This is a genomic window from uncultured Friedmanniella sp. (assembly GCF_964244285.1).
GTDB lineage: Bacteria > Actinomycetota > Actinomycetes > Propionibacteriales > Propionibacteriaceae > Microlunatus.
The window spans coordinates 103390-127675 of sequence record NZ_CAXTHT010000002.1; the positions used below are offsets into that span (position 1 = coordinate 103390).

General features: G+C 71.5%; 22 protein-coding genes and 1 pseudogene. 11 read left to right on the top strand and 12 right to left on the bottom strand.

Going from position 1 to position 24286, the window contains the following annotated elements; genetic code table 11:
- Positions 1-2 precede the first annotated feature (2 nt).
- The gene (locus ACFE7W_RS04785; RefSeq protein ID WP_375423648.1) at positions 3-1178 is read left to right on the top strand and encodes a glycosyltransferase family 4 protein; all 1176 of its coding nucleotides are present in this window, start codon (positions 3-5) and stop codon (positions 1176-1178) included.
- Here ACFE7W_RS04785 and ACFE7W_RS04790 read toward each other — a convergent pair.
- The 4 genes from ACFE7W_RS04790 to ACFE7W_RS04805 form a co-directional block, all read right to left on the bottom strand.
- Positions 1082-2071, bottom strand: a complete 990-nt coding sequence (locus ACFE7W_RS04790) for a glycosyltransferase (RefSeq protein ID WP_375423649.1) — start codon at positions 2069-2071, stop codon at positions 1082-1084. The two genes, ACFE7W_RS04785 and ACFE7W_RS04790, sit on opposite strands and share 97 nt — an antisense overlap.
- 67 nt (positions 2072-2138) lie before the next feature.
- Positions 2139-2687: an NAD(P)H-dependent oxidoreductase gene (locus ACFE7W_RS04795; RefSeq protein ID WP_375423650.1), complete on the bottom strand. Its 549-nt coding sequence runs from the start codon at positions 2685-2687 to the stop codon at positions 2139-2141.
- Complete coding sequence (locus ACFE7W_RS04800; RefSeq protein ID WP_375423651.1) at positions 2684-3925, bottom strand: LLM class flavin-dependent oxidoreductase; 1242 nt, start codon at positions 3923-3925, stop codon at positions 2684-2686. The genes ACFE7W_RS04795 and ACFE7W_RS04800 overlap by 4 nt, the downstream gene beginning before the upstream one ends.
- Positions 3922-4563, bottom strand: coding sequence for a TetR/AcrR family transcriptional regulator (locus ACFE7W_RS04805; protein ID WP_375423652.1), 642 nt, complete (start codon positions 4561-4563; stop codon positions 3922-3924). The genes ACFE7W_RS04800 and ACFE7W_RS04805 overlap by 4 nt, the downstream gene beginning before the upstream one ends.
- Positions 4564-4790: 227 nt before the next feature.
- Between ACFE7W_RS04805 and ACFE7W_RS04810 the strand changes: the two genes are divergently transcribed.
- The 7 genes and pseudogenes from ACFE7W_RS04810 to ACFE7W_RS04840 form a co-directional block, all read left to right on the top strand.
- The gene (locus ACFE7W_RS04810; protein ID WP_375423653.1) at positions 4791-6398 is read left to right on the top strand and encodes a DUF1800 domain-containing protein; all 1608 of its coding nucleotides are present in this window, start codon (positions 4791-4793) and stop codon (positions 6396-6398) included.
- 9 nt (positions 6399-6407) lie between these two features.
- Entirely contained in the window at positions 6408-7736 is a 1329-nt protein-coding gene (locus ACFE7W_RS04815; RefSeq protein ID WP_375423654.1) for a DUF1501 domain-containing protein, read from the top strand.
- A 128-nt stretch (positions 7737-7864) separates the two neighbouring features.
- Positions 7865-8605, top strand: coding sequence for an SDR family NAD(P)-dependent oxidoreductase (locus ACFE7W_RS04820; protein ID WP_375423655.1), 741 nt, complete (start codon positions 7865-7867; stop codon positions 8603-8605).
- A gap of 74 nt (positions 8606-8679) precedes the next feature.
- Entirely contained in the window at positions 8680-8925 is a 246-nt protein-coding gene (locus ACFE7W_RS04825) for a hypothetical protein (protein ID WP_375423656.1), read from the top strand.
- Between the two features lie 94 nt (positions 8926-9019).
- A complete protein-coding gene (locus tag ACFE7W_RS04830) occupies positions 9020-9430 on the top strand; it encodes an NUDIX hydrolase (RefSeq protein ID WP_375423657.1) in 411 nt (136 codons plus the stop codon).
- Between the two features lie 522 nt (positions 9431-9952).
- On the top strand, positions 9953-10102 hold the full coding sequence (locus tag ACFE7W_RS04835; RefSeq protein WP_375423658.1) for a hypothetical protein: 150 nt from the start codon (positions 9953-9955) through the stop codon (positions 10100-10102).
- Between the two features lie 10 nt (positions 10103-10112).
- Positions 10113-10379 (top strand): annotated as a pseudogene (locus ACFE7W_RS04840) (bifunctional 5,10-methylene-tetrahydrofolate dehydrogenase/5,10-methylene-tetrahydrofolate cyclohydrolase); the annotation flags it as partial.
- A 133-nt stretch (positions 10380-10512) separates the two neighbouring features.
- Here ACFE7W_RS04840 and ACFE7W_RS04845 read toward each other — a convergent pair.
- From ACFE7W_RS04845 to ACFE7W_RS04855, 3 genes are all read right to left on the bottom strand, one after another.
- On the bottom strand, positions 10513-10893 hold the full coding sequence (locus tag ACFE7W_RS04845; RefSeq protein ID WP_375423659.1) for a DUF2809 domain-containing protein: 381 nt from the start codon (positions 10891-10893) through the stop codon (positions 10513-10515).
- A 159-nt stretch (positions 10894-11052) separates the two neighbouring features.
- Entirely contained in the window at positions 11053-11766 is a 714-nt protein-coding gene (locus tag ACFE7W_RS04850) for a cation transporter (RefSeq protein ID WP_375423660.1), read from the bottom strand.
- A complete protein-coding gene (locus tag ACFE7W_RS04855) occupies positions 11763-12125 on the bottom strand; it encodes an ArsR/SmtB family transcription factor (RefSeq protein WP_375423661.1) in 363 nt (120 codons plus the stop codon). The genes ACFE7W_RS04850 and ACFE7W_RS04855 overlap by 4 nt, the downstream gene beginning before the upstream one ends.
- A 151-nt stretch (positions 12126-12276) precedes the next feature.
- Here ACFE7W_RS04855 and ACFE7W_RS04860 point away from each other — a divergent pair, with 151 nt between their 5' ends.
- Complete coding sequence (locus ACFE7W_RS04860; RefSeq protein ID WP_375423662.1) at positions 12277-13620, top strand: glycosyltransferase 87 family protein; 1344 nt, start codon at positions 12277-12279, stop codon at positions 13618-13620.
- A gap of 69 nt (positions 13621-13689) precedes the next feature.
- Here ACFE7W_RS04860 and ACFE7W_RS04865 read toward each other — a convergent pair whose 3' ends face one another.
- The 5 genes from ACFE7W_RS04865 to ACFE7W_RS04885 are packed head-to-tail and all read right to left on the bottom strand — an operon-like array spanning position 13690 to position 19358.
- Positions 13690-14460, bottom strand: a complete 771-nt coding sequence (locus ACFE7W_RS04865; RefSeq protein ID WP_375423663.1) for an ABC transporter ATP-binding protein — start codon at positions 14458-14460, stop codon at positions 13690-13692.
- Complete coding sequence (locus ACFE7W_RS04870; RefSeq protein WP_375423664.1) at positions 14457-15527, bottom strand: ABC transporter ATP-binding protein; 1071 nt, start codon at positions 15525-15527, stop codon at positions 14457-14459. Before ACFE7W_RS04870 ends, ACFE7W_RS04865 begins: the two co-directional genes overlap by 4 nt.
- Positions 15527-16474 carry an ABC transporter permease gene (locus tag ACFE7W_RS04875; RefSeq protein ID WP_375423665.1) on the bottom strand — a complete coding sequence of 316 codons (948 nt, stop codon included), beginning with the start codon at positions 16472-16474 and terminating at the stop codon, positions 15527-15529. Before ACFE7W_RS04875 ends, ACFE7W_RS04870 begins: the two co-directional genes overlap by 1 nt.
- Positions 16474-17484 carry an ABC transporter permease gene (locus tag ACFE7W_RS04880; RefSeq protein ID WP_375423666.1) on the bottom strand — a complete coding sequence of 337 codons (1011 nt, stop codon included), beginning with the start codon at positions 17482-17484 and terminating at the stop codon, positions 16474-16476. The genes ACFE7W_RS04875 and ACFE7W_RS04880 overlap by 1 nt, the downstream gene beginning before the upstream one ends.
- Before the next feature lie 44 nt (positions 17485-17528).
- Entirely contained in the window at positions 17529-19358 is a 1830-nt protein-coding gene (locus ACFE7W_RS04885) for an ABC transporter substrate-binding protein (RefSeq protein ID WP_375423667.1), read from the bottom strand.
- 447 nt (positions 19359-19805) lie between these two features.
- On the opposite strand from ACFE7W_RS04885, the gene ACFE7W_RS04890 reads away from it, so the two are divergent.
- Both ACFE7W_RS04890 and ACFE7W_RS04895 read left to right on the top strand, forming a co-directional pair.
- The gene (locus tag ACFE7W_RS04890; protein WP_375423668.1) at positions 19806-21332 is read left to right on the top strand and encodes an ATP-dependent DNA ligase; all 1527 of its coding nucleotides are present in this window, start codon (positions 19806-19808) and stop codon (positions 21330-21332) included.
- 163 nt (positions 21333-21495) lie between these two features.
- Positions 21496-24270: a S8 family serine peptidase gene (locus ACFE7W_RS04895; RefSeq protein WP_375423669.1), complete on the top strand. Its 2775-nt coding sequence runs from the start codon at positions 21496-21498 to the stop codon at positions 24268-24270.
- Positions 24271-24286 lie beyond the last annotated feature (16 nt).

Below are 24286 nucleotides of genomic sequence, written 5' to 3' on the forward strand. Positions count from 1 at the left end.
GCGTGTCGGCCGACGTGTCGCTCGGGCTGCTGCAGGGGTACCCCGCCCACCTCGTCGAGCGGGGCTGGGACGTGCACGTCGTCTCGTCCCCGGGTCGGCGGCTGGCCGAGCTCGGGGGTGAGCCGGGCGTCACCGTCCACGCGCTGGCGATGGAGCGCGACCCTTCGCCGCTGCGGGACCTGGTGTCGTTGCTGCGCTGGGTCGGCCTGCTGTGGAGGTTGCGGCCCGACACCGTCTACGTCGGCACCCCGAAGGCCGGGCTGCTCGGCACTCTCGCGGCCGTGCTCGTCGGCGTCGCGCATCGGGTCTACATCCTGCGTGGGCTGCGTTTCGAGACCACGCAAGGCCTCACGCGGCAGCTCCTGGTGATCCTCGAGCGGCTGACCGCCGCCGGCGCTCACGTCGTCGTCGCCGTCAGCCCGAGCCTGCGCGACCGTGCGCTGGAGTCCGGGATCGGCACGGACGAGAAGGTCCGGGTGCTCGGCCGCGGCAGCTCGAACGGCGTCGACACGACCCACTTCGACCGTGGACGGGTCTCGGAGGAGCAGCGGCGCCGGCTCGCGGCCGACCTGGGACTGGACCCGGACCGGCCCGTGGTCGGCTTCGTCGGCCGGCTCGGGGCCGACAAGGGACTCCACGACCTCGCGGCCGCCCACCACCAACTCGAGGATGACGGCGTCCCGCACCAGCTGCTCGTGGTCGGCCCGGTCGAGGACGGCGGGGCCGCGCTGCGGGCGTTCGGCGACCGGCCGGACGCCCTGGTGCGGACGGGCGCGGTGCCCGACACCGCTCCGTACTACGCGTTGATGGACGTCCTGGTCCTGCCGACCCGGCGGGAGGGGTTCCCGAACGTGGTGCTCGAGGCGTCGGCCAGCTCGGTGCCGGTCATCACCACCGACGCCACTGGAGCCGTCGACTCGGTGGTCGACGGACAGACGGGCCAGATCGTCCCGGTGGGCGACCCCGCCGCCCTGGCCGACGCGGTGGCGACCCTCCTGGCCGACCCGGCGGCAGGTCGCCGGATGGGACGGCAGGGACGCGAGCTCGTGCTGGCCAGCTTCGAGCGGACCCGCTTCTGGGACTACGTGGACGAGCTGCTGGAGGGCCCGCCTCCGCCGTCGGAGGCGACGCGGGTCAGCACCTCGTCCCAGGCGGCGACGAACCGCTCGATGCCGTAGCGCTCCAGGGCGGCCGCCCGGGCGACGCGGCCCCGGGCCGCAGCCTCGTCGGGATCGGCGAGCAATCGGGCGGCCTCGGTCACCAGCACGTCGACGTCGGTGGAGAGGGCGCCGGCCCGGGGCGGGACGGCGCGCGAGGCCTCGGTGGTGTCGAGGACGAGCACCGGCAACCCCAGCATCATCGCCTGGATCAGGGAGAGCCCCAGCGAGGTCCAGCGGTTCAGGTGCAGGTAGGCCCGGCGCCGGGCGAGAGCGGTGTAGAGCTCCTCGGGACTGAGGTTGCCGGCGTAGGCCAGCTGGGCGCACTGCGGCAGGGCGGGCGGCAGCCGGTCGGCGTCGATGCCGAACGCGTCGACGGGGTGGTCGGCGAACCGGCTCAGCAGGTCCGTACCGGTGGTCCGCCAGCGACGGACCGGCTCGTTGACCACGAACCCGAGGCGGGACAGCTCACCGGTGTAGCGCGGGCCCGGGTCGGCGACGCCGTGCTCGACGACCGCCGTCGGTGTGCTGCCGGTGTCCCAGACCAGGGCATTGAAGTGCGTCACGTGCACGACGGTCAGCTCGGGGCGGTCGGCCAGCGGGTGCCGGCTGCTGGGCACGCCGTCCTGCGGGGTGTTGTGCTCCACGAACAGGGCCGGCACGTCGACGCCGGGCCGCAGCCCCAGCTCGGCCGCCCAGCCCAGCTCCTCGAGCCGCTGCAGCACGACCAGGTCGGGCGGGGCGTCCCGCAGCTGCTCGGGGCTGAGGACCGTGACCGTCCCTGCGCTGGGCTGGTGCAGCTGCGGCGGCCCACCGCTGCCGGCGACCCCGGCGGGCAGGTAGAGGTAGTCGTGGGTCCCGCTGAGCAGCGAGTCGGTGTAGCCGCCGTGGAGGTTCCAGAGCAGGATGCGCACGCAGCAGCCGATCGGTCGCCGGGACAGGACCCGGTACTCCTACCCAGGGCCCGCCCCGGCGAACCCGTCAGGCCTGCGGCACTACCGCGGCGAGGTCCGGTGAGGACGCGACGGCCCGGGCCAGCGCTACCAGGGCGCGGCCCTGCGCGGCGGCGGCGGCGGCGGCCTTCGGGCTCAGGGCAGGACCGTCGACGAACGAGTCCGAGGCCAGGTACAGCCCCGGACTGAGGACGTGCGCGGCGAAGAACCCGGCCAGGACGCTCCGCAGCCCGTCCAGGGCCAGGTAGTGGTGGTGGGTGGAGCCGGTCATCACCAGGCCGACGGCCCGGGCAGTGATCGGGGCCTCCTGCTCACCCCAGAACCCCCGGGGCGTCGCGTCCAGCAGGGCCTTCAACGGCGCGGCCGGCGCGGCCCGGTAGGCGGGTGCCCCCAGGACGAAGGCCTCGTGGCGGCCCAGCTCGGCCACGGCCGCGGCGATCGCCTCCTCCCCGCCGGCCAGCGAGACCACCGAGACGTCCGCCCCGCACCCCTCCGCCCCGGCCAGCACCGCCCGCAGAGCCAGCTCCGTCCGGCCTCCGCCCTGGGGCGACCCGTCGACGGCCAGCACCGACGTCATGCCGGGACGTCCGCCGGCGTGCGCCGCGGCGACGGGTAGGAGCCCAGGTCCACGGCCGCAGGCGGCGCCTCGTCTTTACGCAGCCCGGCCGAGACCATCAGCGGGTGGATCTGCTCCACGTACTGGGCGATACCCGTCTCGAAGTTCACCCAGCCGAGGGTGCAGGCGTCGATCCCGCAGTCCGCGATTGCGGCCAGCTTCTCCACGACCTGCTCCGGGGTGCCGATCAACGGCACGGCGCCGTGTCCGGCGATCATGCCCTTCGTGAAGTTGGCCATCATCTGCGGCGGCATCTGGCGTACGTGGCCCTGGGGGTCGCGGACCTCGGGGAAGAGTGAGCGCAGCAGGTTCTCCGCGGCCACCGGGTCACCCTTCTCGTCGGTGTAGTAGCGGAAGTAGGCCTGCGCCTCCTTCTCGGTCTCGGCGCAGACGATGATCACCCCGGCCGCCACCTGGAGGTTCCGGCCGTACGCGTCCCGGGCCCGCTGCTTGGTCTCGCTCACCTGCGCCCGGCCGGCCTCGAAGTCGCGGATCGTCTGGAAGCTCAGGTCGGACCAGCGGGCGGCGAACTCGCGGCCGCGCGGGGACACGGCCGCGGACATGTAGACCGGACGGGGGGCCTGCACCGGCTTCGGCTCCGAGAACGCGCGAGGCATGGGGAAGTAGTCGGACTCGTGGTCGAAGTAGCCCTCGGTGCTGAAGAGAGCGTCCAGGGCCTCGAAGAAGGCGTCGGCGTACTCGTAGCGGGTGTCGTGCTCGCGCTGCGGAATACCGAACATGCCGATCTCCGACGCGGACCAGCCGGCCACGATGTTGAGCCCGAACCGCCCGCCGGAGATCTCGTCGATGGTGGCGATGGTCTTCGCCACCCGGACCGGGTGCGCGGTGGGGACGTGGAAGGTGGCGAAGACCTGCGCCCGCGAGGTCACCGCCGAGACCGCCGCCGCCCACGCGAACGTCTCCAACGAGCGCGCCTGGTAGTTGGTCTCACCGCCGAACCCCGCCCACCGGGCCCCGGGCAGGATCGCCTCGAAGTTGGCGGCGTCCGCGGCCCGGGCGATCCGCAGGTTCTGCGCCCAGGACCCGTCGGGGACGCCCTCGGCTGAGGTGATGGTCTGGCCACCGTTGCCGTTGAAACCGAAGCAGATGAGCTTCAGCCGGTTCGGGCTGGCCAGCAGACGGCTCTCCGACGTCGGGAGCTGGGGAGTGGGCGTGTGCTGGGTGCTGGGCATGGTCATGGCGTGCCTCTCGTCGGCGGGGTCGTGGTCAGGTAGGCCAGCACCATCGACGCGAGCTCCGCCCGGTGCTGGTCGGGCGTGTGCCGCAGCGGTAGCGGGACGCTGAGCGGGTCGTGGACGCTGAAGGCGAGGGTCTCGAAGACCACCCGGAAGGTGACGGCGACGGCGAGCTCGCTGTCGGGGTGGGTGATCTGGTCGGCCGCGGCCAGCACCACGCGCCGGTAGCGCTCGAACAGGATCGAACGGGCCAAGCCGCTGCTCCTGCGCTCTGCCGGGTTGTCACGCAGGTGCATCATGATCGGTCCGAAGCGCTCGACCACGACCGCGACCGCCGTCACCGCGTCGGTCACGACGACGGCGAGGTCGCGCGTGGCCTGCGGGTCGACCAGGGCGAACGCCGACTGCTCGGCCTCGTTGAGCGCCTCGTGGTAACGCTCGCGGACGAAGTCCAGCAGCGCCTCCCGGCTCGGGAAGCGGGAGTAGAAGGCGCCACGGGAGACCCCAACCAGTCGGCCGATGCCGTTGACGGTGACGGCGTCCCACCCGCCTGAGGCGAGCAGGGCGAAGGCGGCCTGCTCGATCCGGGCGAGGGTGGCGTGGCTGCGCTCCTGCTGCGGTTGCCTCAGCGCCTCGCTCACCCGAGGAGCCTTGCGCACTTGCCGCGAGCCCACCATCCGGAAACAGACGGAAGGTGTCTGTTTTTGGCTGCCGGCGCTGTCGTGACCTTGGGCCCGGGTCCGAGGCCTCTGCCCTGAGCGTTGGCCTGGTCCTAGGGTCGAGGGCGACGGGTCGTCGGGGCGACCACCGTCGCGCTGCCGGTCCTCCGAGCTCGAGGAATGTGACGAGGCGGCCGAGAGAGGAAGCGATGTCGCCCGGTCCCGCCGCGTCCGGCACGGTCGGGCTCGACGCCTCGGCCGGCCCCGAGCCCACCCGGCCAGACCTGACCCGGCCAGACCTGACCCGGCCAGACGGCGCGCCGGTGCCGAGCCGCCGCTCCCTGGTGGTGGGCCTTGCCGCCACCGCGGTGGGGGCCACGGCCCTCGCGAGCAGCCCCGACGAGGCTGACGCCGCCAGCACCGACCCGGTCCTGCACCTGCTGCGCCGCGCGACCTACGGGCCCACGCCTGCCCTGCTCGCCAAGGCCCGGGCCCAGGGCGCGAAGGCGTGGCTCGAGGCCCAGCTGCACCCGACCTCCATCCCCGACCGGGCCGTCGACACGCTGATGCCCAGCTGGACCGGGCAGACCTGGCGGCCGAGCCAGGTGCGGGCGGCCATCCCGCCCTCGGGTCGCTACGCCTTCATGAACGGCACCGTCGAGCGGCACCTGGCCCGAGCGCTGTGGTCCCAGCGGCAGCTGTTCGAGCTGACGGTCGACTTCTGGACCAACCATCTGGTGGTGCCCGTGCCCAGCTCGGAGGTCTGGGACAACGGGCACCTGTACCAGTCGGAGGTGATCCGCCGGTACGCCTTCGGCCGGTACAGCGCGATGCTGGCCGCGGCCGTCCGGCACCCTGCACTGCTGCGGGTCCTGGACCTGGCCAGCAGCACCGCCGCGGCACCGAACGAGAACCACGCCCGGGAGATGCTCGAGCTGCACACCGTCGGGTGGGGCCGCTACACCGAGGCCGACGTCGCGGACGCGGCACGAGCCCTGACCGGGTTGACCGTGGACGCCGACGGGGAGTACGCCTTCCGGCCCGAGCTGCACGGGGTGGGACCCGTCCGCGTCCTGGGCTGGTCGCACCCCAACGCCACCGCGGCCGGCGGCGAGCAGGTCGCCCTGTCCCTGCTCGGCTACCTCGCGCGGCACCCGGCCACCGCCCGACGGATCGCCACCAAGCTGGCGGTCCGTTTCGTCTCCGACCAGCCTCCGGCCGCGCTCGTGACCAGGCTGGCCAAGGTCTACCAGGCCCACGACACGGCAACGGTCCCGGTCCTGAGGGCACTGCTCACGTCCGCGGAGTTCCGGGCCTCGGTCGGGCAGAAGATCCGCACGCCGTACGAGGACGCAATCGCCACCCTGCGGTTGCTCGGCGCGCGGCCCACCGCCGCCGCCCTGCCCGGTCTGGCTGCGCTCCGGTCGTGCCTGCGCCTCATGGGCCAGGCTCCGATGGGGTGGCCGGCGCCCAACGGCTACCCCGACGTCGCGGAGGCCTGGGCCACCACCTCGACCACGTTGCGCCGGTGGAACTTCCACGACGGCGCGGCCAAGGGTGGGTCGGCCGCGGCCATCCCGCGCCTCACGCCCCAGCAGCTGATGCCGAAGAAGCTGCCGACGACCTACGGCGCCCTGGTCGACGTGCTCGCCCACCGCTTCCTCCTCACCCTGACCTCGGCGCAACGGACCGCGGTCTGCACCTTCCTGCAGCACCAGCCCGGTGACGTCCTGCGGCCCGCCGACCCTGCCCTGGGCTGGCGGCTGGGCCACGTCGCCGCCCTGGTCCTGAGCTCGCCCAACTTCGCCATCCGCTGAAGGACGCCCATGACCGCCGTGCTCACCCCGCCCGCCCCTGCCACTGGTGGTCCGAGCGCCACCCGCCCGTGCGGCTGCGCCGAGGGGGAGCGCGCCAGCCTGCTCAGCCGGCGTCGGTTCCTCGCCTCGATCGGCGCGGCCGGGGCGGCCGGACTGGTCACTAGCCTCGACATCGCCGGCACCTCCACCCAGGTCGCCTTCGCCGAGCCGGGCTACACCGGTGACACGCTGGTGGTCCTGAGCCTCCGTGGCGGCTTCGACGGGCTGTCCGCCGTCGCGCCCGTGGGTGACCCGGCGTACGCCGCTGCCCGGCCCTCGATCGCCGTCCCCAGCTCGCGGGCGTTGCCCCTGGACTCGATGTTCGGCCTGCACCCGGCGCTGGCTCCCCTGATGCCGTTCTACCGGGCCGGCTCGCTCGCCGTGGTGCACGCGGTCGGTCAGGTGAGCCGGACGCGCTCGCACTTCCAGGCGATGGAGGAGATGGAGAACGCGGCGCCGGGCTCGTCGCTGCGCACGGGTTGGATCGACCGGATGGTCGGCCTGACCAGCCCCCGGAACGACTTCGCGGCCGTCGCCTTGAGCTCGGGGGAGGCGCCGTCGTCGATGCGGGGACCGGTGCCGGAGGTCGTGATGTCCGACATCGACTCCTTCAGCCTGATCGCCGCAGACCTGCCGGGGGAGCAGGAACGGTTGGCGGCCGCCATGAGGGCCCTCTACGCCCGGGCCCCCGCCGTCCTCAAGGCCCCCGCCCTGGCCACCCTCGCGGCCACGCGCACCACGCGGACCCTCGAGCGGGCCGGCTACACCCCGGCGACCGGGGCGACCTATCCAGCCGGCAGCCTCGGCACCGGCCTCCGCGAGATCGCGCGGCTGGTCAAGGCCGGCGTCGGCGTCCGGGCGGCGACGGTGGACCTGGGCGACTGGGACATGCACGTCGGCCTGGGCAGGAGCGATCGCGGCTGGATGTTCGACCAGCTCACCGTCCTCGGCAGCGCCCTGGCGGCCTTCGCCACCGACCTCGGCGACCGGTTCGCCGACGTCACCCTGGTGACCATGAGCGAGTTCGGCCGGCGGGTGGGCGAGAACGGCTCCGGCGGCCTGGACCACGGCCACGGCAACGCCTGCCTGGTGCTCGGCGGCGGCGTGGTCGGCGGCCGCGTGCACGGCCGCTGGCCCGGCCTGGCCCCGGCCGACCTCGACCAGGGCGACCTGGCCGGCACCACCGACATCCGGACGGTCCTGGCCGAAGTGGTCGAGAAGCGCAGCGGGGTCGCGGCCGGCGGGGTCTTCCCCGACCTCGGCGGTGACCGGCTCGGGATCGTCCGCGCCCGAAGCTGACTCTCACCGCCCTCGTCCACCGCCGCGGTCGGCTGCCGCCCCGGGGCGTCTCTCGCGTGAGCGCCCGCCGGCTGGGTAGTGGGTGTGGCTGAGCGGTGGAGCGTGACGAGTCGAGCGAGGGGTGTGTCGTGCCAGCAGTGCAGGGTCGGGTGGCGTTCGTGACCGGCGGGGCGAGCGGGCTGGGTCGAGCGACCTGCGCGGCACTGGCGGCTGCCGGCGCTCACGTCGTGGTCGCCGACATCGACCCAGCAGGAGCCGAGGCCACGCTCACCCAGGTGCAGGCCTCCGGTGGGTCCGGGGAGGTCCGTCCCTTCGACGTGACCGACGCGGGTCACCGGGCCGCGGCGATGGCCGAGCTCTTCGCCGCGCACGGCGAGGACTTCGACATCCTGGTCAACGTGGCCGGCATCGACCGGCCCGGCTACCTGGTGGACGTGGACGAGGCGGCGTACGCGCAGGTCTTCGCGGTGAACTGTCACGGCCCGGTCTTCTTGATGAAGGAGTTTCTCAACGGTTACCTGGAGGTCCACGGCGGTGAGCGGGAGGCCGAGATCTTCAACGTCCTCTCCATCTCCGCGGTCACCGTCGGCAGCGGGGCGGTGGCCTACAACAGCTCCAAGGCCGCCTTCACCAAGGCCACCGAGATCTTCCAGACCGAGGTGCGGGAGTTCTCGCACCCGTGCCGGATCCAGGGCATCATGCCGGCCGCCATGGACACGCCGATGATGGAGCAGTGGCACATCCCGGCGGAACGGATGATGCAGCCGGACGATGTGGCCGCCGAGATCCTGCACGCGCTGCAGCGCCCCCGTACCGTCGTCGGCCAGAACCTGATCTTCACCCCGCGTCCGGAGAACTACCCGCGCTGACCCGCGCCGCCCGTGCGGTAACCCTGTCGGTCCGGCAAGACCCCCCGCTCGCCGACCCCCGTGGCGGCCAGGCCATGGACCGCGGCCAGTGGCTGGCCGGACGTTCGGCGTCGTTGCTCGGGCTGCTGGAAGTGGTGGAGGCGTCGCCGGCCGCCCAGCAGTTCCTCGACCTGCCGGGCCTCCGCCAGGGCGTGCTCGACCCCGGCAACCCGAGCGTGCACAGCCAGGAGATGAGTACCGGCCGGGCCCTCGCCTTCGGCCTGTACGCCGCCTGGTACAAGCCCGAGGTGCTGCGGGTCGATCGCCCCGTTCCTCCATGACCGCCACCGTCCCGCGGGGCGGGGGGTGTGCGGCCCGCCTCTCGCAAGCCTGGCCGTGTCGAAGGGGCTACCGTGCCGGGCGGAGGTGGCGAGAGTGACGGTCGAGATCGCCCTAGCGGCGTTGGTCCGCAACGGCACGCTGTTGCTGGGTCACCGACATCCCGCACGGCGCTGGTACCCCGACTGCTGGGACCTGATCGGCGGACACGTCGAGATCGGTGAGTCGCCCGAGCAGGCGGTCAGGCGTGAGTGCCGCGAAGAGGTCGCGGTCGACGTCGTGCGGATGCACCGTCTCGACCTGGACCTGAGCGATCCCGTCCTGGTGCCTCATGCCTTCCTAGTCACCGCCTGGGCGGGGCAGCCCACGAACGCCGCTCCGGACGAGCACGACGACCTCGGGTGGTTCCCGGCTGAGGCGCTCCCGGGACTGCGGCTCTCCCACCCGGCCTACCACCGCTGGCTGCCCACCCTGCTCGCCGCCGGGAAACCGCCGGCGTTCCGGTGAGGCTGGGGACCTGCGACCTGGTGCTGCGCCAATGTGGAGCCGGGCCGGTGCCCGTCGACGCCGAGCTTCGCGACGCCTTCTACGAGACCGGCTGGACCCGCTCCCCAGGGCTGCCGCTCGGCCCCGCGCCCCGGCCACGCCTTTCGTCCGCGCCTGCTGTCCTGGGCAGACCCAGACGGTCACCCCACACCCCGGAGGACGACCACACACACTCTGGCGCAGGATGAAACTGGGCGTAGGGCTGTGAGGTGACCTCAGCCACCTCAGCCATCTCATCCCACTCATTCATGGCAGATGGCCGGGGTCAGACTTGCGGGGACTCGAGGACGAAGCCGAGCTGGTGGGTGCAGAGGCGAAGGCGTACGAGTCCTCGACCCGGCCGGTCCGCCGACCCAGGTCCCGACTCGGCCTCGGCTGCCGGTCCGGCATACCCTTCTTCTGCGACTGGCGAGGGTGGTCGCCACCGGGAAGCGTCACGGCGAGCGTCGTCCGCCTGGGTGCTCCTCGAAGCCAGGAGCGCGCATGCCAGCAGAGCTGATGGACGGGGACGCTGTAGCCCAGCAGGTCCTCGAGACGGCCGCTACCCGGGCGGCCGAGTTCGAGCGTCGACGCGGTCGGGCCCCCGCGCTGGCGACCGTGTTGGTCGGGGACGACCCGGCCTCGCACACCTAACCAAGTTCCACTCACCGGCCAGCACGCCGTCGTGGTCGGACGCAGCGCGATCCTGGGCAAGCCGGTGGCCATGCTGCTCCTCGGTCGCGACGCCACCGTGACGATCTGCCACTTCCGCACCCGCGGTCTGGCGCAGCTCGTCGCCACCGCCAACGTCGAGCAGGCCGCGGCTGCCGGCCAGGCCCGGCTGCTGACCCCCGTTCCCGGAGGCGTCGGACCCATGACCATCGCGATGCTGCTCAGCCAGACGATCGACGCAGCCGAACGTCCCGGCTGAACCGCTGCCGCGGTGTCCGGCCCACGGCGCCTCACCCGAGGGCCAGGTCAACTGGTTCGTGCGCCCCGCCGGCCCTGGTACGCCCGGTGGGCGGGGCGCAGGACGGCCGAACGGCCGCACGGGCGACGAGACATCACCGCCGAGGACTGGCGGGGCTGCGGCGGTCCCGCAGGTGCACGACGAGGCTCACCGCGAGCGCCCCGACCGCGTAGCAGAAGACGTCCGCCCAGGCGAAGGAGCCGCCCAGCAGGAACCTCAGGGGCTGCGGCGCGCGCAGCGGTAGACCGGTGAGCTGGAACACCTCGAGGGCGAGGCAGATGGCGAACGCCCCGAGACCGACGGCGAGCGCGGACAGGGCCGGCCACAGCGCGAGGAGCACGAACCCGAACATGACGGTGTAGTCGGCGTCACCGAAGCTCTTGTCCCACAGGGAGAAGCCGGTCGGCCCGAGCGTTCGCGAGGCGAGGCCGAGGAGCACGGCGACGACGAACCCCAGGACCGCGAACCGACGCACGCTGGCTCACGCTACCCGGGACGAGGAGAGGTCGAGACCCACCTGGCGTCGGGTCGAGGAAGCCACGTGGGGACCAGACGACTGCCGGGGCGAGGACGGGGCCAGGTCGGAGTGTTCGTGCCCGGGTGCTTCGCGTCATGCCGGCCGGCTGGTGGCGGACTACCGGCTGGAGGCCGGCGCGCAGCACGCGGCCGCGCAGCCGGTATCGAGCCCACGCCCGCCGCCGTCTGACGGGGGCAGGGCGGTGGCCGGGGTGCAGCAGGCGTCGCCCTGCCAGGTCTGGACGCCTTCGCGGACGGCGACGGCCGCAATGACCAGGCCGGCGACCGGGTCGGCCCAGGACCAGCCGAACACGCTGTTCAGGGCCAGGCCGATGAGCAGCACCGCGGACAGGTAGGTGCAGAGCAGGGTCTGCGTGGAGTCGGCGACCGCGGACCGGGACCCGAGCTCACGGCCGGCGCGTCGCTGGCCGTAGGAGAGCAGCGGCATGACCCCGAGGCTGACCGCTGCCAGCACGAGGCCGGCGGTGGAGTGCTCGGCAGAGCCTGCTCCGACCAGTGACCTGACGGCATCGGCGGTGACGAAGACGGCCAGGGCGAAGAACGAGCAGGCAGTCACCCGTAGCGCCTTCTTCTCGCGCGCTTCGGGGTCCCGGCCCGAGAACTGCCAGGCCACGGCCGCGGCGGACGCGACCTCGATGACGGAGTCGAGGCCGAACCCGACCAGCGCGCTCGAGGACGCCTGGCGGCCGGCGGCGAGGGCGACCACGGCCTCGACGACGTTGTACCCGATGGTGGCGGCTACGAACCACCGGATCCGGTGAGCCAGGACGGCGCGGCGTGCCGGAGCCGGCCCCATCTCGAGCGACGTCATACTGGCACCCGCGTCCCGGGCGTGGTCGCCGCGGCGGTGTGCTCGTTCCCCACACCGCCGCAGCAGCCCGGGTCGACGACCAGCACGAGCTCCAGCAGGTCAGCCAGGGCGTGGCGAAGTCGCGGGTCGGTCAGCTCGTAGCGGGTTCGGCGGCCCTCCGGAACGGCGACGACGCGGCCGCAGCCCCGTAGGCAGCCCAGGTGGTTCGACATCGCCTGCCGGCTCACCCCCACCTGGTCGGCCAGGTCCGCCGGGTAGGCCGGTCCGTCCCGGAGGGTCATCAGCACCCGGGCCCGGGTGGGGTCGGAGAGGGCGTGGCCGAAGCGGGCGAGCGCATCGGTCGGGGTCGCGATCTGCACGCCCCGACCATACAGGTATCGGTGTATTCACGATCGGATGAACTGTGAACGGTCGCCCAGAGTCCGATGGTGCCGGACAGCGGGTGCACAGGAAGGCGACAGCCGGGTGCCCGAGGGTGGGGGGACACCGTCGATCTTCGGAGGAACTCTCGTGCCGTCAGCCCTGCCCGTCCGGGCCCGTTCCCTGTGGTCGTGGCCACGGCTGACCCTGGGGCTCGTCGTCCTGGCCGCCCTGGTGCTGCGTTGGCAGCTCTACGACGTCCAGTCCGGTGACTACCGCTCCTTCCTGCTGCCCTGGTACGAGCAGCTGTCGGGCGGGTTCTCCGCCCTGGCGGGGGACTTCTCGAACTACAACACGCCGTACCTGGTGCTGCTGTGGCTGATGACCCACGTGCCGGTGACGCCGCTGGTGGCGGTCAAGACGCTGTCGGTGCTGGGCGACCTGCTGCTCGCCGGCTTCGTCCACGCGACCGTCCGTCAGCTCCGGCCGGGCAGCCGCTGGGCGCCGGTCCTGGCCACCTCCGTGGTCCTGCTGCTCCCGACGGTGGTGTTGAACAGCAGCGCGTGGGCCCAGTGCGACTCCCTCTACGCGGCCTGCTGCGTCGGCAGCCTGTACTTTCTGCTGCGCCGGCGCCCCTGGCTGGCCTGCGTCCTGTTCGGGCTCGCGTTCGCGTTCAAGCTGCAGGCGGTCTTCTTCCTGCCCGTGCTGGTCGTGGTACTGCTGCTGAACCGGCAACGGTTGCTCGCCCTGGTGGCCGTGCCCGCCGCGTTCTTCGCCGCCCTCGTACCGGCGCTGGTCGCGGGGCGCAGCCTGGCCAGCCAGCTGGCGGTCTACCCGGCTCAGGTCAGCGACACCGGTGGCGCGGCCGGTGCCGGAGCGCGAGCCGTCGGTGGTGCGGGTCGGGGTGGCTTCGGTGGGGGAGGGACCACCGGTGGCCGGGGCGGCTTCGGCGGCGGTGGCACCGGCGGCTTCGGCACCGGCGGCGGGGGCGGCACGTCGACGGGCACCCTGACCCGGAACGCCCCCACCTGGTACGCCTGGCTGCCCTCGGACGCAGGCACCGTCTGGAAGTACGTCGGGCTGGCGCTGGCCGCCGCGGTGGTCCTGGGCTTCGGCGTCTGGCTGCTGCGTCGTCGGCTGCCGCTCACCAACGGCCAGACCGTGCTGCTGGGCGCGACCGCGACCCTGCTGGTCCCTCTGCTGCTGCCGCAGATGCACGAGCGCTACTTCTACCTGGCCGAGGTGCTGCTGGTCGTCGCGTGCTTCGTCGACCGCCGGTACGTGCTGCCCGCGGTCGCCATCCAGGCCGCGTCGGTCTCGACCTACATCACCTATCTCTGGAGCACCGACCTGATGTCGCTGGGGACGGCCGCCGCCGTCGCGCTGCTCGGGGCGCTGGCCGCCGTCATGCTGTTGGTGCTGGCCCTGCGCCGGCCGCGCGCGGACCAGCCCGCCGAGGCGCCGGCCGTCCCGACACCGGTGGCGGTGGGGTAGGCCGGCTGAGGTGCCTGAGCCACCCGTTCCTCGAGGCCAGAGGACGGGTGGCTCAGGCGGTCTAGGGAGTCAGGCGCTTTCGTGCAGCTTCGGCACGTCACTCAGCAACCGCTGGGTGTACTCGTGCTGTGGCCGGAAGATGACGTCCTCGGCCTGGCCCTGCTCCACCATCACACCGTGCTCCATCACCAGCACCCGGTCGGCCACGTAGCAGGCCTGGCCGATGTCGTGGGTGATGAACAGCACGGTCATACCCAGCTGGTCGCGCAGGTCGGTGAGCACGTTCAGCACGTTGACCCGCAGCGAGGCGTCCAGCATCGAGGTCGCCTCGTCGGCCACCAGCAGCTTGGGTCGCATCATCAGCGCCCGGGCGATCATCACCCGCTGCCGCTGACCGCCCGACAGCTCGTGGGGGAACCGGTCCAGCACGTCCCGCGCGTTGAGGCCGACGTATCCCAGGGACTCCTCGAGCCGTTCCTGCCCGACCTTCTCGTCCAGCAGCCGCATCGAGCGGCCGAGGAGCCGGCGCACGGTGAAGAACTGGTTGAAGGCCGAGAACGGGTCCTGGAAGACCGCCTGGACGTCCTTCCAGTAGGTCGTCCTGGCCCGCGAACCCATCTTGGAGACGTCGTCGCCGCGGAAGGTCAGCGAGCCCGAGGTGATCGGCATCAGGCCGAGCACCATCCGGGCGAGGGTCGACTTGCCCGACCCGCTCTCCCCGACGACGGTCACGACCTCGTTCTCGGCCAGCGTGAAGGACACGTCCTTGACCGCCTCGACCACGTTCTTGCCGTGGCCGAAGGTCTTGGACACGTTGGAGGCCACCAGGACGTCGCTCATGCCGGCACCTCCGCGTTCTCCGAGACCACCACGGGGTCCGCGCCCGCCAGCGTCTCGGACGTGACCGCGCTGATGGGCACCGACTCCCCGGGGTGCTTCTTCGCCCAGAAGCACTTCGAGTAGCGCAGCTCGTCGCCGACGTGCGGCGGCTCATCTTCGCTGCACTCCGGGTAGGCCACACCGCAACGGGGGTGGAACCGGCAGCCCGACGGCGGGTTCGCCAGGTTCGGCGGTGCGCCCGGGATGCCGTAGACCCTCATCGAGCGGTAGCGCGGCTCGGGCACCAGCACGGCGCTGAGCAGGGCGGCGGCGTAGGGGTGCCGCGGCCGCTCGGTGATCTCCTCGGCGTCGCCGACCTCGACGATCTTGCCGGCGTACATGACCGCGATCCGGTTGCTGACGGTCCGCAGGACCGGTAGGTCGTGGGTGACGAAGACGACGCCGGACATGATCTGCTGGTCCAGCATCTGCAGCAGCATGTCGATCAGCGCCTTCTGCGACGACACGTCCAGGGCCGAGGTCGGCTCGTCGGCGATCAGCAGCCGCGGGTTCAGCAGCGTGGAGATGATGGTCACCGTCCGCTGCTTCATCCCGCCCGAGAGCTGGTGGGGGTAGGAGTCCAGGACGCGGACCGGCAGGTCGAGCGACCGCAGCCGGTCGCGCGCCCGGTCCAAGGCCTCGTCGGGCTTGACGCTGCGGTCGTGCGCCCGGACCACGTCGACGACGAGGTCGCGGACCCGCTGCGTGGGGCTGATGGAGTTCATCGCACCCTGGGGCAGCAGCGAGACCACCGAGCCCCGCCAGGTACGCGGGATCTTGCTGCGCGCGCCCAGCTCCTGCCGCTTGCCGTCGATCTCCAGCGTGCCGCTCTCCACGTAGAGCGGGGGCCGCGTGGTCAGGGACAGGATCGCCCCGAGCGTCGACTTGCCGCAGCCGGACTCACCGGCCACCCCCAGCACCTCGCCCTCGTCGATGTAGACGCTGACGTCGTCGACGGCGAAGACCTGACGGCCATCGGGCGTGCGGTAGGCCGCCCGCAGGTTCTCGGCGTTGAGCAGCCGGGCCATCAGTTACCTCCAGCGGTCACAGGAACGGGAGTCTCGATGATGCCGGTCGCGCCGATCGGGGTCGGCGCCGCCGCCGGTACCTCGGCGACCCCGCCCTTGGCCTTCTTCGCGAGCTTGCCGCGACGCAGCCGCGGGTTGAAGACCTCGTCCAGGCTGGACTGCAGCAGCAGCAGCGAGAAGGCGATCAGGGTCAGCATCACCGTCGGCGGCAGGAAGGCCCACCATGCGCCGGTGCGGATCGAGCCCCACTGCAGGGCCCAGTAGAGCATCACGCCAAGGCTGGTGGTGCCGGACGGCCCGAGGCCCAGCAGGCTCAGCGCCGCCTCGGCCAGGATCGCGCCCGAGACCTGCAGCACGAACGCCATCACGACGTAGCTGAGCAGGTAGGGCAGCACGTCGCGGGTCAGGATCGAGATCCAGGACGCGCCGGAGAGCCGGGCGACGTCGATGTGCTCACGGGAGCGGATGGACGTCGACTGAGCCCGGACCGCACGGGCCATCCACGGCCACGATGTGACCCCGATGATCAGTGCGAGGGAGAGCGAGCTGCGGTCGTTCAAGGCGATGCCCAGCAGGATGACCAGCACGATCGAGGGGATGGCCAGCGCGACGTTGGTGAGACCCGAGATCACATCGTCGAGCCAGCCGCCCTGGTAGCCGGCGATCAGCCCGAGCGTCAGCCCGATCGCGCTGGCGATGAGGCCGGCCACCAGGCCCACCAGCAGCGAGGTGCGCGTCCCGTAGACCAGGTTGGCCAGCACGCTCTGGCCCTCGTTGTCGGTGCCGAGCAGCATCCGCAGGGTGCCGGCGGGCTTGTCGTAGAGGCCGCCGATCACCGAGTCGGGGTCGGTGCGGACCACGAACGGCCCGATCAGGCCGACCACCAGGGTGAGGATCACCAGACTGGCGGCCACCCAGAACCGGGGGGTCAGGTTGACCGTCTTCATCAGCGCTCTCCACTCTGTGCAGCCCGGATCCGGGGGTCGATCAGGCCGTTGACGATGTCGACGGCGAAGTTCGCCAGCAGCACCGCCAGCGTGATGATCAAGGTGACGGCGGAGATCACCGGGTAGTCCACCTGGCTGATCGCGTTGAAGAGGAGGGTTCCGACGCCGGGGTAGGAGAACACGAGCTCGGTGACCAGCGCACCACCGACCAGGCCACTGATCGACAGCGCCAGGCCGGTGATCTGCGGCAGCATCGCGTTACGGAACACGTACCGGGTGATCCGGTTGTCGCTCAGGCCCAGACCGCGGCCGTAGTTGACGTAGTCCGCGCCGAGCTCATAGATCGCCATCGACCTCATGCCCACAGCCTGCCCCCCGATGAACACCAGCACCAGTGACCAGAACGGTAACCAGAAGTAGGTGATGGCGTCACCGAAGAACGCGGCACTGAACTCCGGTGACAACCCGAACGAGTACGCCCCGCCGATCGGCAGGATGCCGAGCTTCACCCCAACGATGAACAGCAGCAGGATCGCCAGGCAGTAGTAGGGAATCGAGGTCGCGAACAACGACGTCACGAAGGCGCCGCGGTCGAACCAGCCGCCGCGGAAGGCCGCCATCGCCCCGAGGATGTTGCCGACGATCCAGCCGATCAGGATCGCCGGCACCTGGAGCACGATGCTCCAGGGCAGCGACTGGGCGATCAGCCCGTTGACCGACGCCGGGTACTGGGCGAACGAGGTCCCGAAGTTCCCGTGCGCCAGCTGGCCGAGGTAGATGAAGAACTGCTCCCAGAGCGGCTTGTCCAGGCCGAACTCTCGGTTGTAGTTCTCGTAGATGACCTTCAGGTCCTCCCCGCCGACCCCGCCACCCTTGGACAGGTTGGACACGATCGAGTCCACCGGGTTGCCCGGGATCAGCCGGGGCAGGAAGAAGTTCAGCAGCAACGCCACCACGAGGGTGCCGAGGAACCACAGCAGTCGTCGTCCGAGATAGCGGGACAGTCCCATGATCAGCTATTCCTCTCGCACCCTCGCGGTCTACCCGTCCGGCCCTAGGCCCCGACCTTCTTGATCTTGAACATCCAGTTGATACCCGCGCCCTGCCACATCGGCGGCGCGTACGGGTTTTCCGAGGTCGGGAAGCCCGTCCAGTTGGTCTCGTTGAACTCGTAGAACTCCAGCGGGCGGTACATCAGGGGCACGACGGGGATCTGCTCGCGGTAGATCTTGTCCAGGGCCGTGTAGGCCGACTTCGCGTCGGCGTCGGACTTCGCCGCCGCCGCAGCGTCGAGCAGGCCAGGCACGTCGGGGTGGGAGAACCGGTTGTAGTTGAAGAAGGCGGTCTTGCCGGCCTCGGGCACCCCACGGTTGTCCATGGCGTCGCGGAAGCGCACCCACGGGCTGGCGGCGGTGACGCCGGTGTAGGAGTACATGCAGAGGTCGAAGTCGGCGTTCTGCATGGACTTCTGCATCGTCGGGGCCTGCGGGAACTTGGTCTCGATCCCGATGCCGATCGCCTTGGCCGACTTGGCCACGATCTCGCAGGCGGTGTTCCAGTCCGTCCAGCCGGTCGGGGTGATCAGCTCCCAGCCGCCCAGCTTGGTGCCGTCGGGCAGCACATAGATGCCGTCGGAGCCCTTCTTGGCCTTGAGGTCGCCCTCGAGGATCTGCACGGCCTTGTCGGCGTCGAACGTCCAGCCGTCGGCCTTCACCCCGGCGGCGTCGTAGAACTTGCTCTCATAGCCCGTGGGCACGATGAGGCTGGCGTTGGCCGGGTCGGAGTAGCTCGACATGGCCGTCGCCGCGATGTTCGGGTAGTCGATCGAGTAGGCGATCGCCTGCCGGACCAGCACGTTGTCCAGGCCCTTGCGGTTGATGTTGAAGATCAACAGGGGCAGGTTGCCGGGCAGGTAGTACGGCTTGTCCTTGAGCCAGGTGGAGACCGGCTTCTTCTGGTCCTCCCACATCTTCCAGATCTGGGCGGTGAACTGCTGGCTGGCGTCGATCTCGCCGCTGGCCAGCTTGAGGTCACCGTCGTTGTTGCTCTTGAAGATCGGGTGCACGATCGCCAGCGGCGCCGGCGTGCCGAAGGCCGTCTTGCCCCAGTAGTCGTCGTTCCGCTTCAGCGCCACCTGGGTCTGGTCGGCCTTGTCCATCAGGTACGGGCCGCTGCCGATGGGCTTGAGGTTGGTCTCGGCCGTGATCTTGTCGTTGCCGATCGCGCTCCAGACCGCCTTCGGGATGATGTAGACGTTCGCGATGGCGTCCTTGACCGAGCCGGGGTTGTACGGCTTGGCCTTGAGCTTGAACTCCACCGTCCGCGCGTCCTTGGCGGTGACCGAGTCCAGGTAGGTCCAGACACTGGAGTAGTTGGTGCTGACGTTGCCCGGCTTGCCCAGCTCGAAGCTGTAGACCACGTCGTCGGCGGTGAGCTCGGTCCCGTCGGACCACTTCGTGCCGTCCTGCAGCGCGACGGTGAGGGTCTGGTCGTCGGTCTCCTGCAGCTCCTTGCCGAGGCCGGGGGAGAGCGAGCCGTCGATCAGGTTGAAGCGCAGCAGGGTCTCGTAGATGAACTGGCTCTGGCGCGAGGCGGTGGGCCACTGCGGGGTGGCACCGACCGGGTTGAAGTTGGTGGGCGGCCCCCACTGGAAGCCGGCGACGAAGAAGGTGTCGCCCGAGGCGCCGGGGCGGCCCTTGGCTCCTCCAGTGCCGGCGCTGCTGCCGGTCTGCGCGGTGCCACAGCCGGTGGCGCCGAGGCCGATGATGCTGCCGCCGACGGCCAGGCCGGCCAGGGAGAGGAACCGTCGCCGGCTGCTCGTCCACGTCGCGGTGGGCTGGATGTCGTCGAGAGGGCCTGCGGGGTCGAGCTCGGGGTTGGTCATCGAGATCCTTCCTGAGGATGGCTTCGTTGCAAGTCGGGAAGTGCGGTGGGACGTGCCGGTCGTGCGGGTGGATCGGTGGTCAGGGGGACGAGTGGCCGAGATCTGGCGGCTGGCGGTCTGGCGCAGCCGGGGCCGGGTCGGTCGCGGTGCCTCGAGCGGGACGTCTATCGGCTCACCTCGGTGCCGGAAGTCGACGGCGGGGCGACGCGGCTCGTGCGGCTGGGTGGACAGCCGAGGGCGTGGCGGCCTAGGCGCACCTCTACCCCGATCACCTGCATGGCCTCGTTCCTCGCTCTTCGTCGAACGTTCCAGGTCAACCCATCACTTAACCGGTTCGGTGTCAATGGGCAACGCCCACCCGGGACGTTTTCAGGAGTGAAGACGTCGTCGTGGGAGCGCTCTTACGGAGCGTAGCGCAGAAGGCCGTGGGCCGCCGAGAATGGACGGGTGCAGCTCAACCGGTTGACCTCGACGTGGACGGCCCTCAGCGCCACCCGGTCCCGGCTGGCCAAGCGGGACCTCATCGCGGCAGTCCTCCGCGACGCCGACGCGGCCGAGGTGGAGACCGTGGTCAGCTATCTCTCCGGCAGCCTGCGCCAGCGCCGGACCGGCGTCGGCTGGCGTCTCCTGCAGCAGCTGCCGCCGGCGGCACCGGAAGCCGCCCTCACCGTGGCCGAGGTGGACGAGGCCTTCGCCGCGCTCGCCGAGCTTTCCGGTCCGGGATCGAGCGGTCTCCGCGCCGCCGGTGTCCAGGCGCTGTTCGCGCGCGCCACCGCGGACGAGCAGGCGTTCCTGCGGGGGCTGGTGCTCGGGGACCTGCGCCAGGGCGCGCTCGAGTCGCAGGTCCAGGAGGGGCTGGCCGCGGCGTACGGGGTTCCGGTCGCCGCCGTCCGCCGGGCCGCGATGCTCAGCTCGTCGACGCCGGCGGCGGCGGTGGCTCTGCAGGCCGGCGGGCTGGCGGCGCTGCAGCAGATCGGGCTCCGGGTGGGTGTCGGGGTTCAGCCGATGCTGGCGGCCAGCGCGTCCGACCCGGCCGCCGCCGCCGAGCGGACCGGCCTGCCCGCCCTCGTCGACGCCAAGCTCGACGGGGTGCGGGTCCAGGTGCACCGCGACGGCGACCAGGTCCGGGTCTTCACCCGCAGCCTGGACGACATCACCGACCGGCTGCCCGAGGTGGTCGGCGTAGCCCGGAGCCTGGCCACGGACCGGGTGGTGCTCGACGGCGAGGTGCTGGCCCTGCGGCCCGACGGCGCGCCGGAGGCCTTCCAGGTGGTGGCGTCGCGGACGATGAGCGGCGCCGACGAGGCGGCGGCGACCCCACCGCTGCGGGTGTTCGTCTTCGACCTGCTGCACATCGACGGCCGTGACCTGCTGGACGAGCCGCTCACGGCCCGGCTGACCGCGATGGAGCAGCTGCTGCCGGTGGAGCTGCTGGTGCCGCGCCGTCGCTGCGACACGACCGAGGAGGTGGCGTCCGCGTTCGCCGATGCGGTCGGTCGGGGCTTCGAGGGGATCGTGGTCAAGAACCTCGACGCCCCGTACGCGGCCGGGCGCCGTGACGCGGCCTGGGTCAAGGTGAAGCCCCGACACACCTTCGACCTCGTGGTCACGGCCGCGGAGTGGGGGCACGGCCGCCGTCAGGGCTGGCTCTCCAACCTGCACCTGGCGGCTCGGGACCCGACGGGCGGCGGGCTGGTGATGCTCGGCAAGACGTTCAAGGGCCTCACCGACGAGCTGCTCGGCTGGCAGACCGAGCAGCTGCTGCGGCGGGAGGTCCGGCGGACCGCCGGCACCGTCTACGTGGAGCCGTCGTTGGTGGTCGAGATCGCCTGTGACGGGCTGCAGGCCTCGACCCGCTACCCCGGTGGGGTGGCGCTGCGCTTCGCCCGGGTGCTGCGCTACCGGGGCGACAAGGCCGCCGAGGAAGCCGACACCATCGAGACGGTTCGAGCGCTCGCCGGCCCCTTGTTCTAGCCCCTTGTCCTAGCCCCTTGTCGTGGCCCATGACGAAGGCCGGCCAGCGAAGTTCGCCCGCAGGGTCTACGGTTTGCCCACCGGCCCACGCGAGGGGTCGGAACGCGCTTCTCGACTCGGGAGTTCCTCAATGGCCGTTCGTAAGTGGAGATTGCCGATCGCCGTGGCGTCGTTGACGCTGGTGGCCGCGGCTCTGGTGCCGGCACCCGGGGCGGAGGCGAAACCTCCGGTGACGGCAACCGGCAAGACCAGCGTGCGTTCCGGACTCGGCAACGGCCTGGGACGGCTGGTCGCCCAGGCCGGCACCGCGTCGCGTCGGTCGGTCGCCCCGTCGATCGACCAGGAGAAGCTGACGATCCGGGACGCGAAGGGCCGCGTGCTGGTCGACCTCACCCCGCAGGCCGGGGTGGACCGGAAGGCCTACCGGCGCCAGGCCCAGGCACTGGGTCTCGTGGTGAAGGCCGTCGACGCCAAGCGGGGGACCCTCGAGGGCTTCGCCCCGCTGTCGGCGATGACCGCCCTGAACGCCCTGCGCAACACCGGGACGCTGGTCCAGGTGCTGAAGCCGAAGGTCGAGGTCGGCGCGGCGACCAGCCAGGGCGTCGCCTTCCAGCGGATCGACAAGCTGCTGGCCAAGGGGATCGACGGCCGCGGCGTCACCGTCGGCGTGCTGTCGGACTCCTACGACCGCGCGACCACCACGGTGGCTGGCGACCCGCTGACCATCCACGCCGCCCAGGACGTCGCCTCCGGCGACCTGCCGGGCCCGGGCAACGCGAAGTACCCGCAGCCGGTGGTCGTCGTCGATGACTCCTCAGCCACCGGTGGTGAGGACGAGGGCCGGGGGATGCTGCAGATCATCCACGACGTCGCTCCGGCCGCGAAGCTGTGCTTCGCCACCGCCGACAACGGTCTGGTGGGCTTCGCCAACAACGTCCGTCGGCTCGCCGACAAGTCCGGCCCGTGCCGCGCCGACGTCATCGTCGACGACGTCACCTACTTCGACGAGCCGATGTTCTCCGACTCGGTGCTCTCCGACGCCATCGACGACGTGGCCGCCCAGGGCGTGCACTACTTCTCCTCCGCCGGCAACAACCAGGACGCAGGTGCCTGGGCGTCCAACGCGCGGCTGCTCCCCGCGTCGACCGCCCTGCGCGGGACGAACCTCGACTTCTCCGACGTCGACCCCGCGCTGTACGACGGAGGACTGCAGGACATGAAGACCGGCCCGGGCACCGACGTGGCCCAGACCGTGGCCATCGGCCCCGGCGGCGGGGTGGTGGACTTCCAGTGGGACGACCCGGTCGACGTCAACGGGGCCACCTACGGCACGCCGTACTTCACGGGCGCCGGGGAGATCACCGGCGCCAACCCCGCCCCCTCGTTGACTTTCAACGCCACGCCGGCCCAGGTCGGCCAGACGGTGCAGTTCACGACCGACGCGATCCCGAGCGGGACGACTGACCTGATCCTGTCGGTCACGGCCCCCGACGGCACCAACCTCGGCGTCATCGACACCGGCAGCTCGCCTGAGGTCCTCGTGACCAAGCTCAACCAGGCCGGTCCCTACACGATCACCGTGACCGGCTACGACGGCGCCACCGGCGACTTCACCGTCTCCGTCCGCCCGGTCCTGGCCCCCTCGAAGGTCACCACCGACTACAACGTGCTGCTCTTCGGGCTGGACGGTGCCTACCTCGGGTCCGTCGCCGACCTCAACACGCTCTCGGGACGGCCGTCGGAGGTCTTCGGGCTGCCCGACCTGCCCGGCGTGCAGATGGTCATCTCGCGCTCGGGCACCGGGCCGGTGAAGGCCAAGCGGCTGCGGGCGACCATCGTGAACGCGGACGCCTACTTCACGGAGTACAGCAGCCCCACCGCCCCTTCGATCATCGGGCACCCGACCGCGAAGGGTGCGACGGCGGTCGCCGCGTACGACCCGTACCGCTCCTACCTGCCGGAGTCGTTCACCTCGGCGGGGGGCAGGCTGCCCGTGCTGTTCGACTCGGCCGGCAACCGGTACGCCACGGCGTCGATCCGTCAGGTCCCGCAGATCGCCAGCACCGACGGAGGCAACACGACCTTCTTCGGTACCGACACCACCCTGGACCCGGACAGCCAGCCGAACTTCTTCGGCACCAGCGCAGCGGCTCCGCACGCCGCCGGGATCGCCGCGCTGGCCGTGCAGCGGACCAACCACAAGATCAGCCCCGCCGACCTGCGGCGGCAGCTGAAGCGGAGCACTTTCACCCACGACCTCGACCCCTCGGCGTCGCGGGGCAAGGCGAAGGGGTTGACCGTGACGGCCCGCGGTCCTCAGAGTCCTGAGAACGACGCCTTCCCGGGCTCGATGACGGACCCGAACTTCTTCACTGTGAGCTACCGCGGCAAGGTGGCGCTCAAGTCCGTGGTCTTCTACGGGGAGACGGCCAGCCCGACCGCCCTCGGCACGGGGACGAAGTCGGCCGGCATCGTCTTCGACCCGCGTCCGTTCGTCGACGTCTCCCCCTACCGCACGGTGGGGTTCCCGTTCACCGTGGGCTCGGTGGCCGGGGTGAAGAAGTCGGGGATCACGGCGTCCTACGCCAAGCCGGGCGGGACCTTCCCCGGGCAGTACCAGCACCTCAAGGTGTCGTTCAGCCAGCGGCTGAAGAAGGGTCAGTCGTTCACGTTCGGCATCGACCGTGACTTCGCGGTCACCACCCGCCTGCAGTCCGACGAGGGCAACAGCGCCGACGAGCTCGGGGGTGCGGTCTTCATCCCCTCGGGCAAGGTCCAGCCCAAGGGCATGGTCTTCGTCGCGACCCGTGCCGACGGCACGACCTTCACCGGTGCGTTCCGGAACCGGCTCGGGACCGGGTTCTCAGCGGTCGACGGGTTCGGCCTGGTCAACGCCGAGGCCGCAATCCTCGGCCTCAAGGCCGGGCCCCGGACCTGACCGGGTCTGGTCGCCT

Excerpts from the sequence above, each read along its gene's own strand:
- ACFE7W_RS04795 (WP_375423650.1), bottom strand. The coding sequence starts at position 2,687 with ATGACGTCGGTGCTGGCCGTCGACGGGTCGCCCCAGGGCGGAGGCCGG.
- ACFE7W_RS04800 (WP_375423651.1), bottom strand. The coding sequence starts at position 3,925 with ATGACCATGCCCAGCACCCAGCACACGCCCACTCCCCAGCTCCCGACG.
- ACFE7W_RS04810 (WP_375423653.1), top strand. The coding sequence starts at position 4,791 with ATGTCGCCCGGTCCCGCCGCGTCCGGCACGGTCGGGCTCGACGCCTCG.
- ACFE7W_RS04815 (WP_375423654.1), top strand. The coding sequence starts at position 6,408 with ATGACCGCCGTGCTCACCCCGCCCGCCCCTGCCACTGGTGGTCCGAGC.
- ACFE7W_RS04825 (WP_375423656.1), top strand. The coding sequence starts at position 8,680 with ATGGACCGCGGCCAGTGGCTGGCCGGACGTTCGGCGTCGTTGCTCGGG.
- ACFE7W_RS04835 (WP_375423658.1), top strand. The coding sequence starts at position 9,953 with ATGCCAGCAGAGCTGATGGACGGGGACGCTGTAGCCCAGCAGGTCCTC.
- ACFE7W_RS04850 (WP_375423660.1), bottom strand. The coding sequence starts at position 11,766 with ATGACGTCGCTCGAGATGGGGCCGGCTCCGGCACGCCGCGCCGTCCTG.
- ACFE7W_RS04865 (WP_375423663.1), bottom strand. The coding sequence starts at position 14,460 with ATGAGCGACGTCCTGGTGGCCTCCAACGTGTCCAAGACCTTCGGCCAC.
- ACFE7W_RS04870 (WP_375423664.1), bottom strand. The coding sequence starts at position 15,527 with ATGGCCCGGCTGCTCAACGCCGAGAACCTGCGGGCGGCCTACCGCACG.
- ACFE7W_RS04875 (WP_375423665.1), bottom strand. The coding sequence starts at position 16,474 with ATGAAGACGGTCAACCTGACCCCCCGGTTCTGGGTGGCCGCCAGTCTG.
- ACFE7W_RS04880 (WP_375423666.1), bottom strand. The coding sequence starts at position 17,484 with ATGGGACTGTCCCGCTATCTCGGACGACGACTGCTGTGGTTCCTCGGC.
- ACFE7W_RS04885 (WP_375423667.1), bottom strand. The coding sequence starts at position 19,358 with ATGACCAACCCCGAGCTCGACCCCGCAGGCCCTCTCGACGACATCCAG.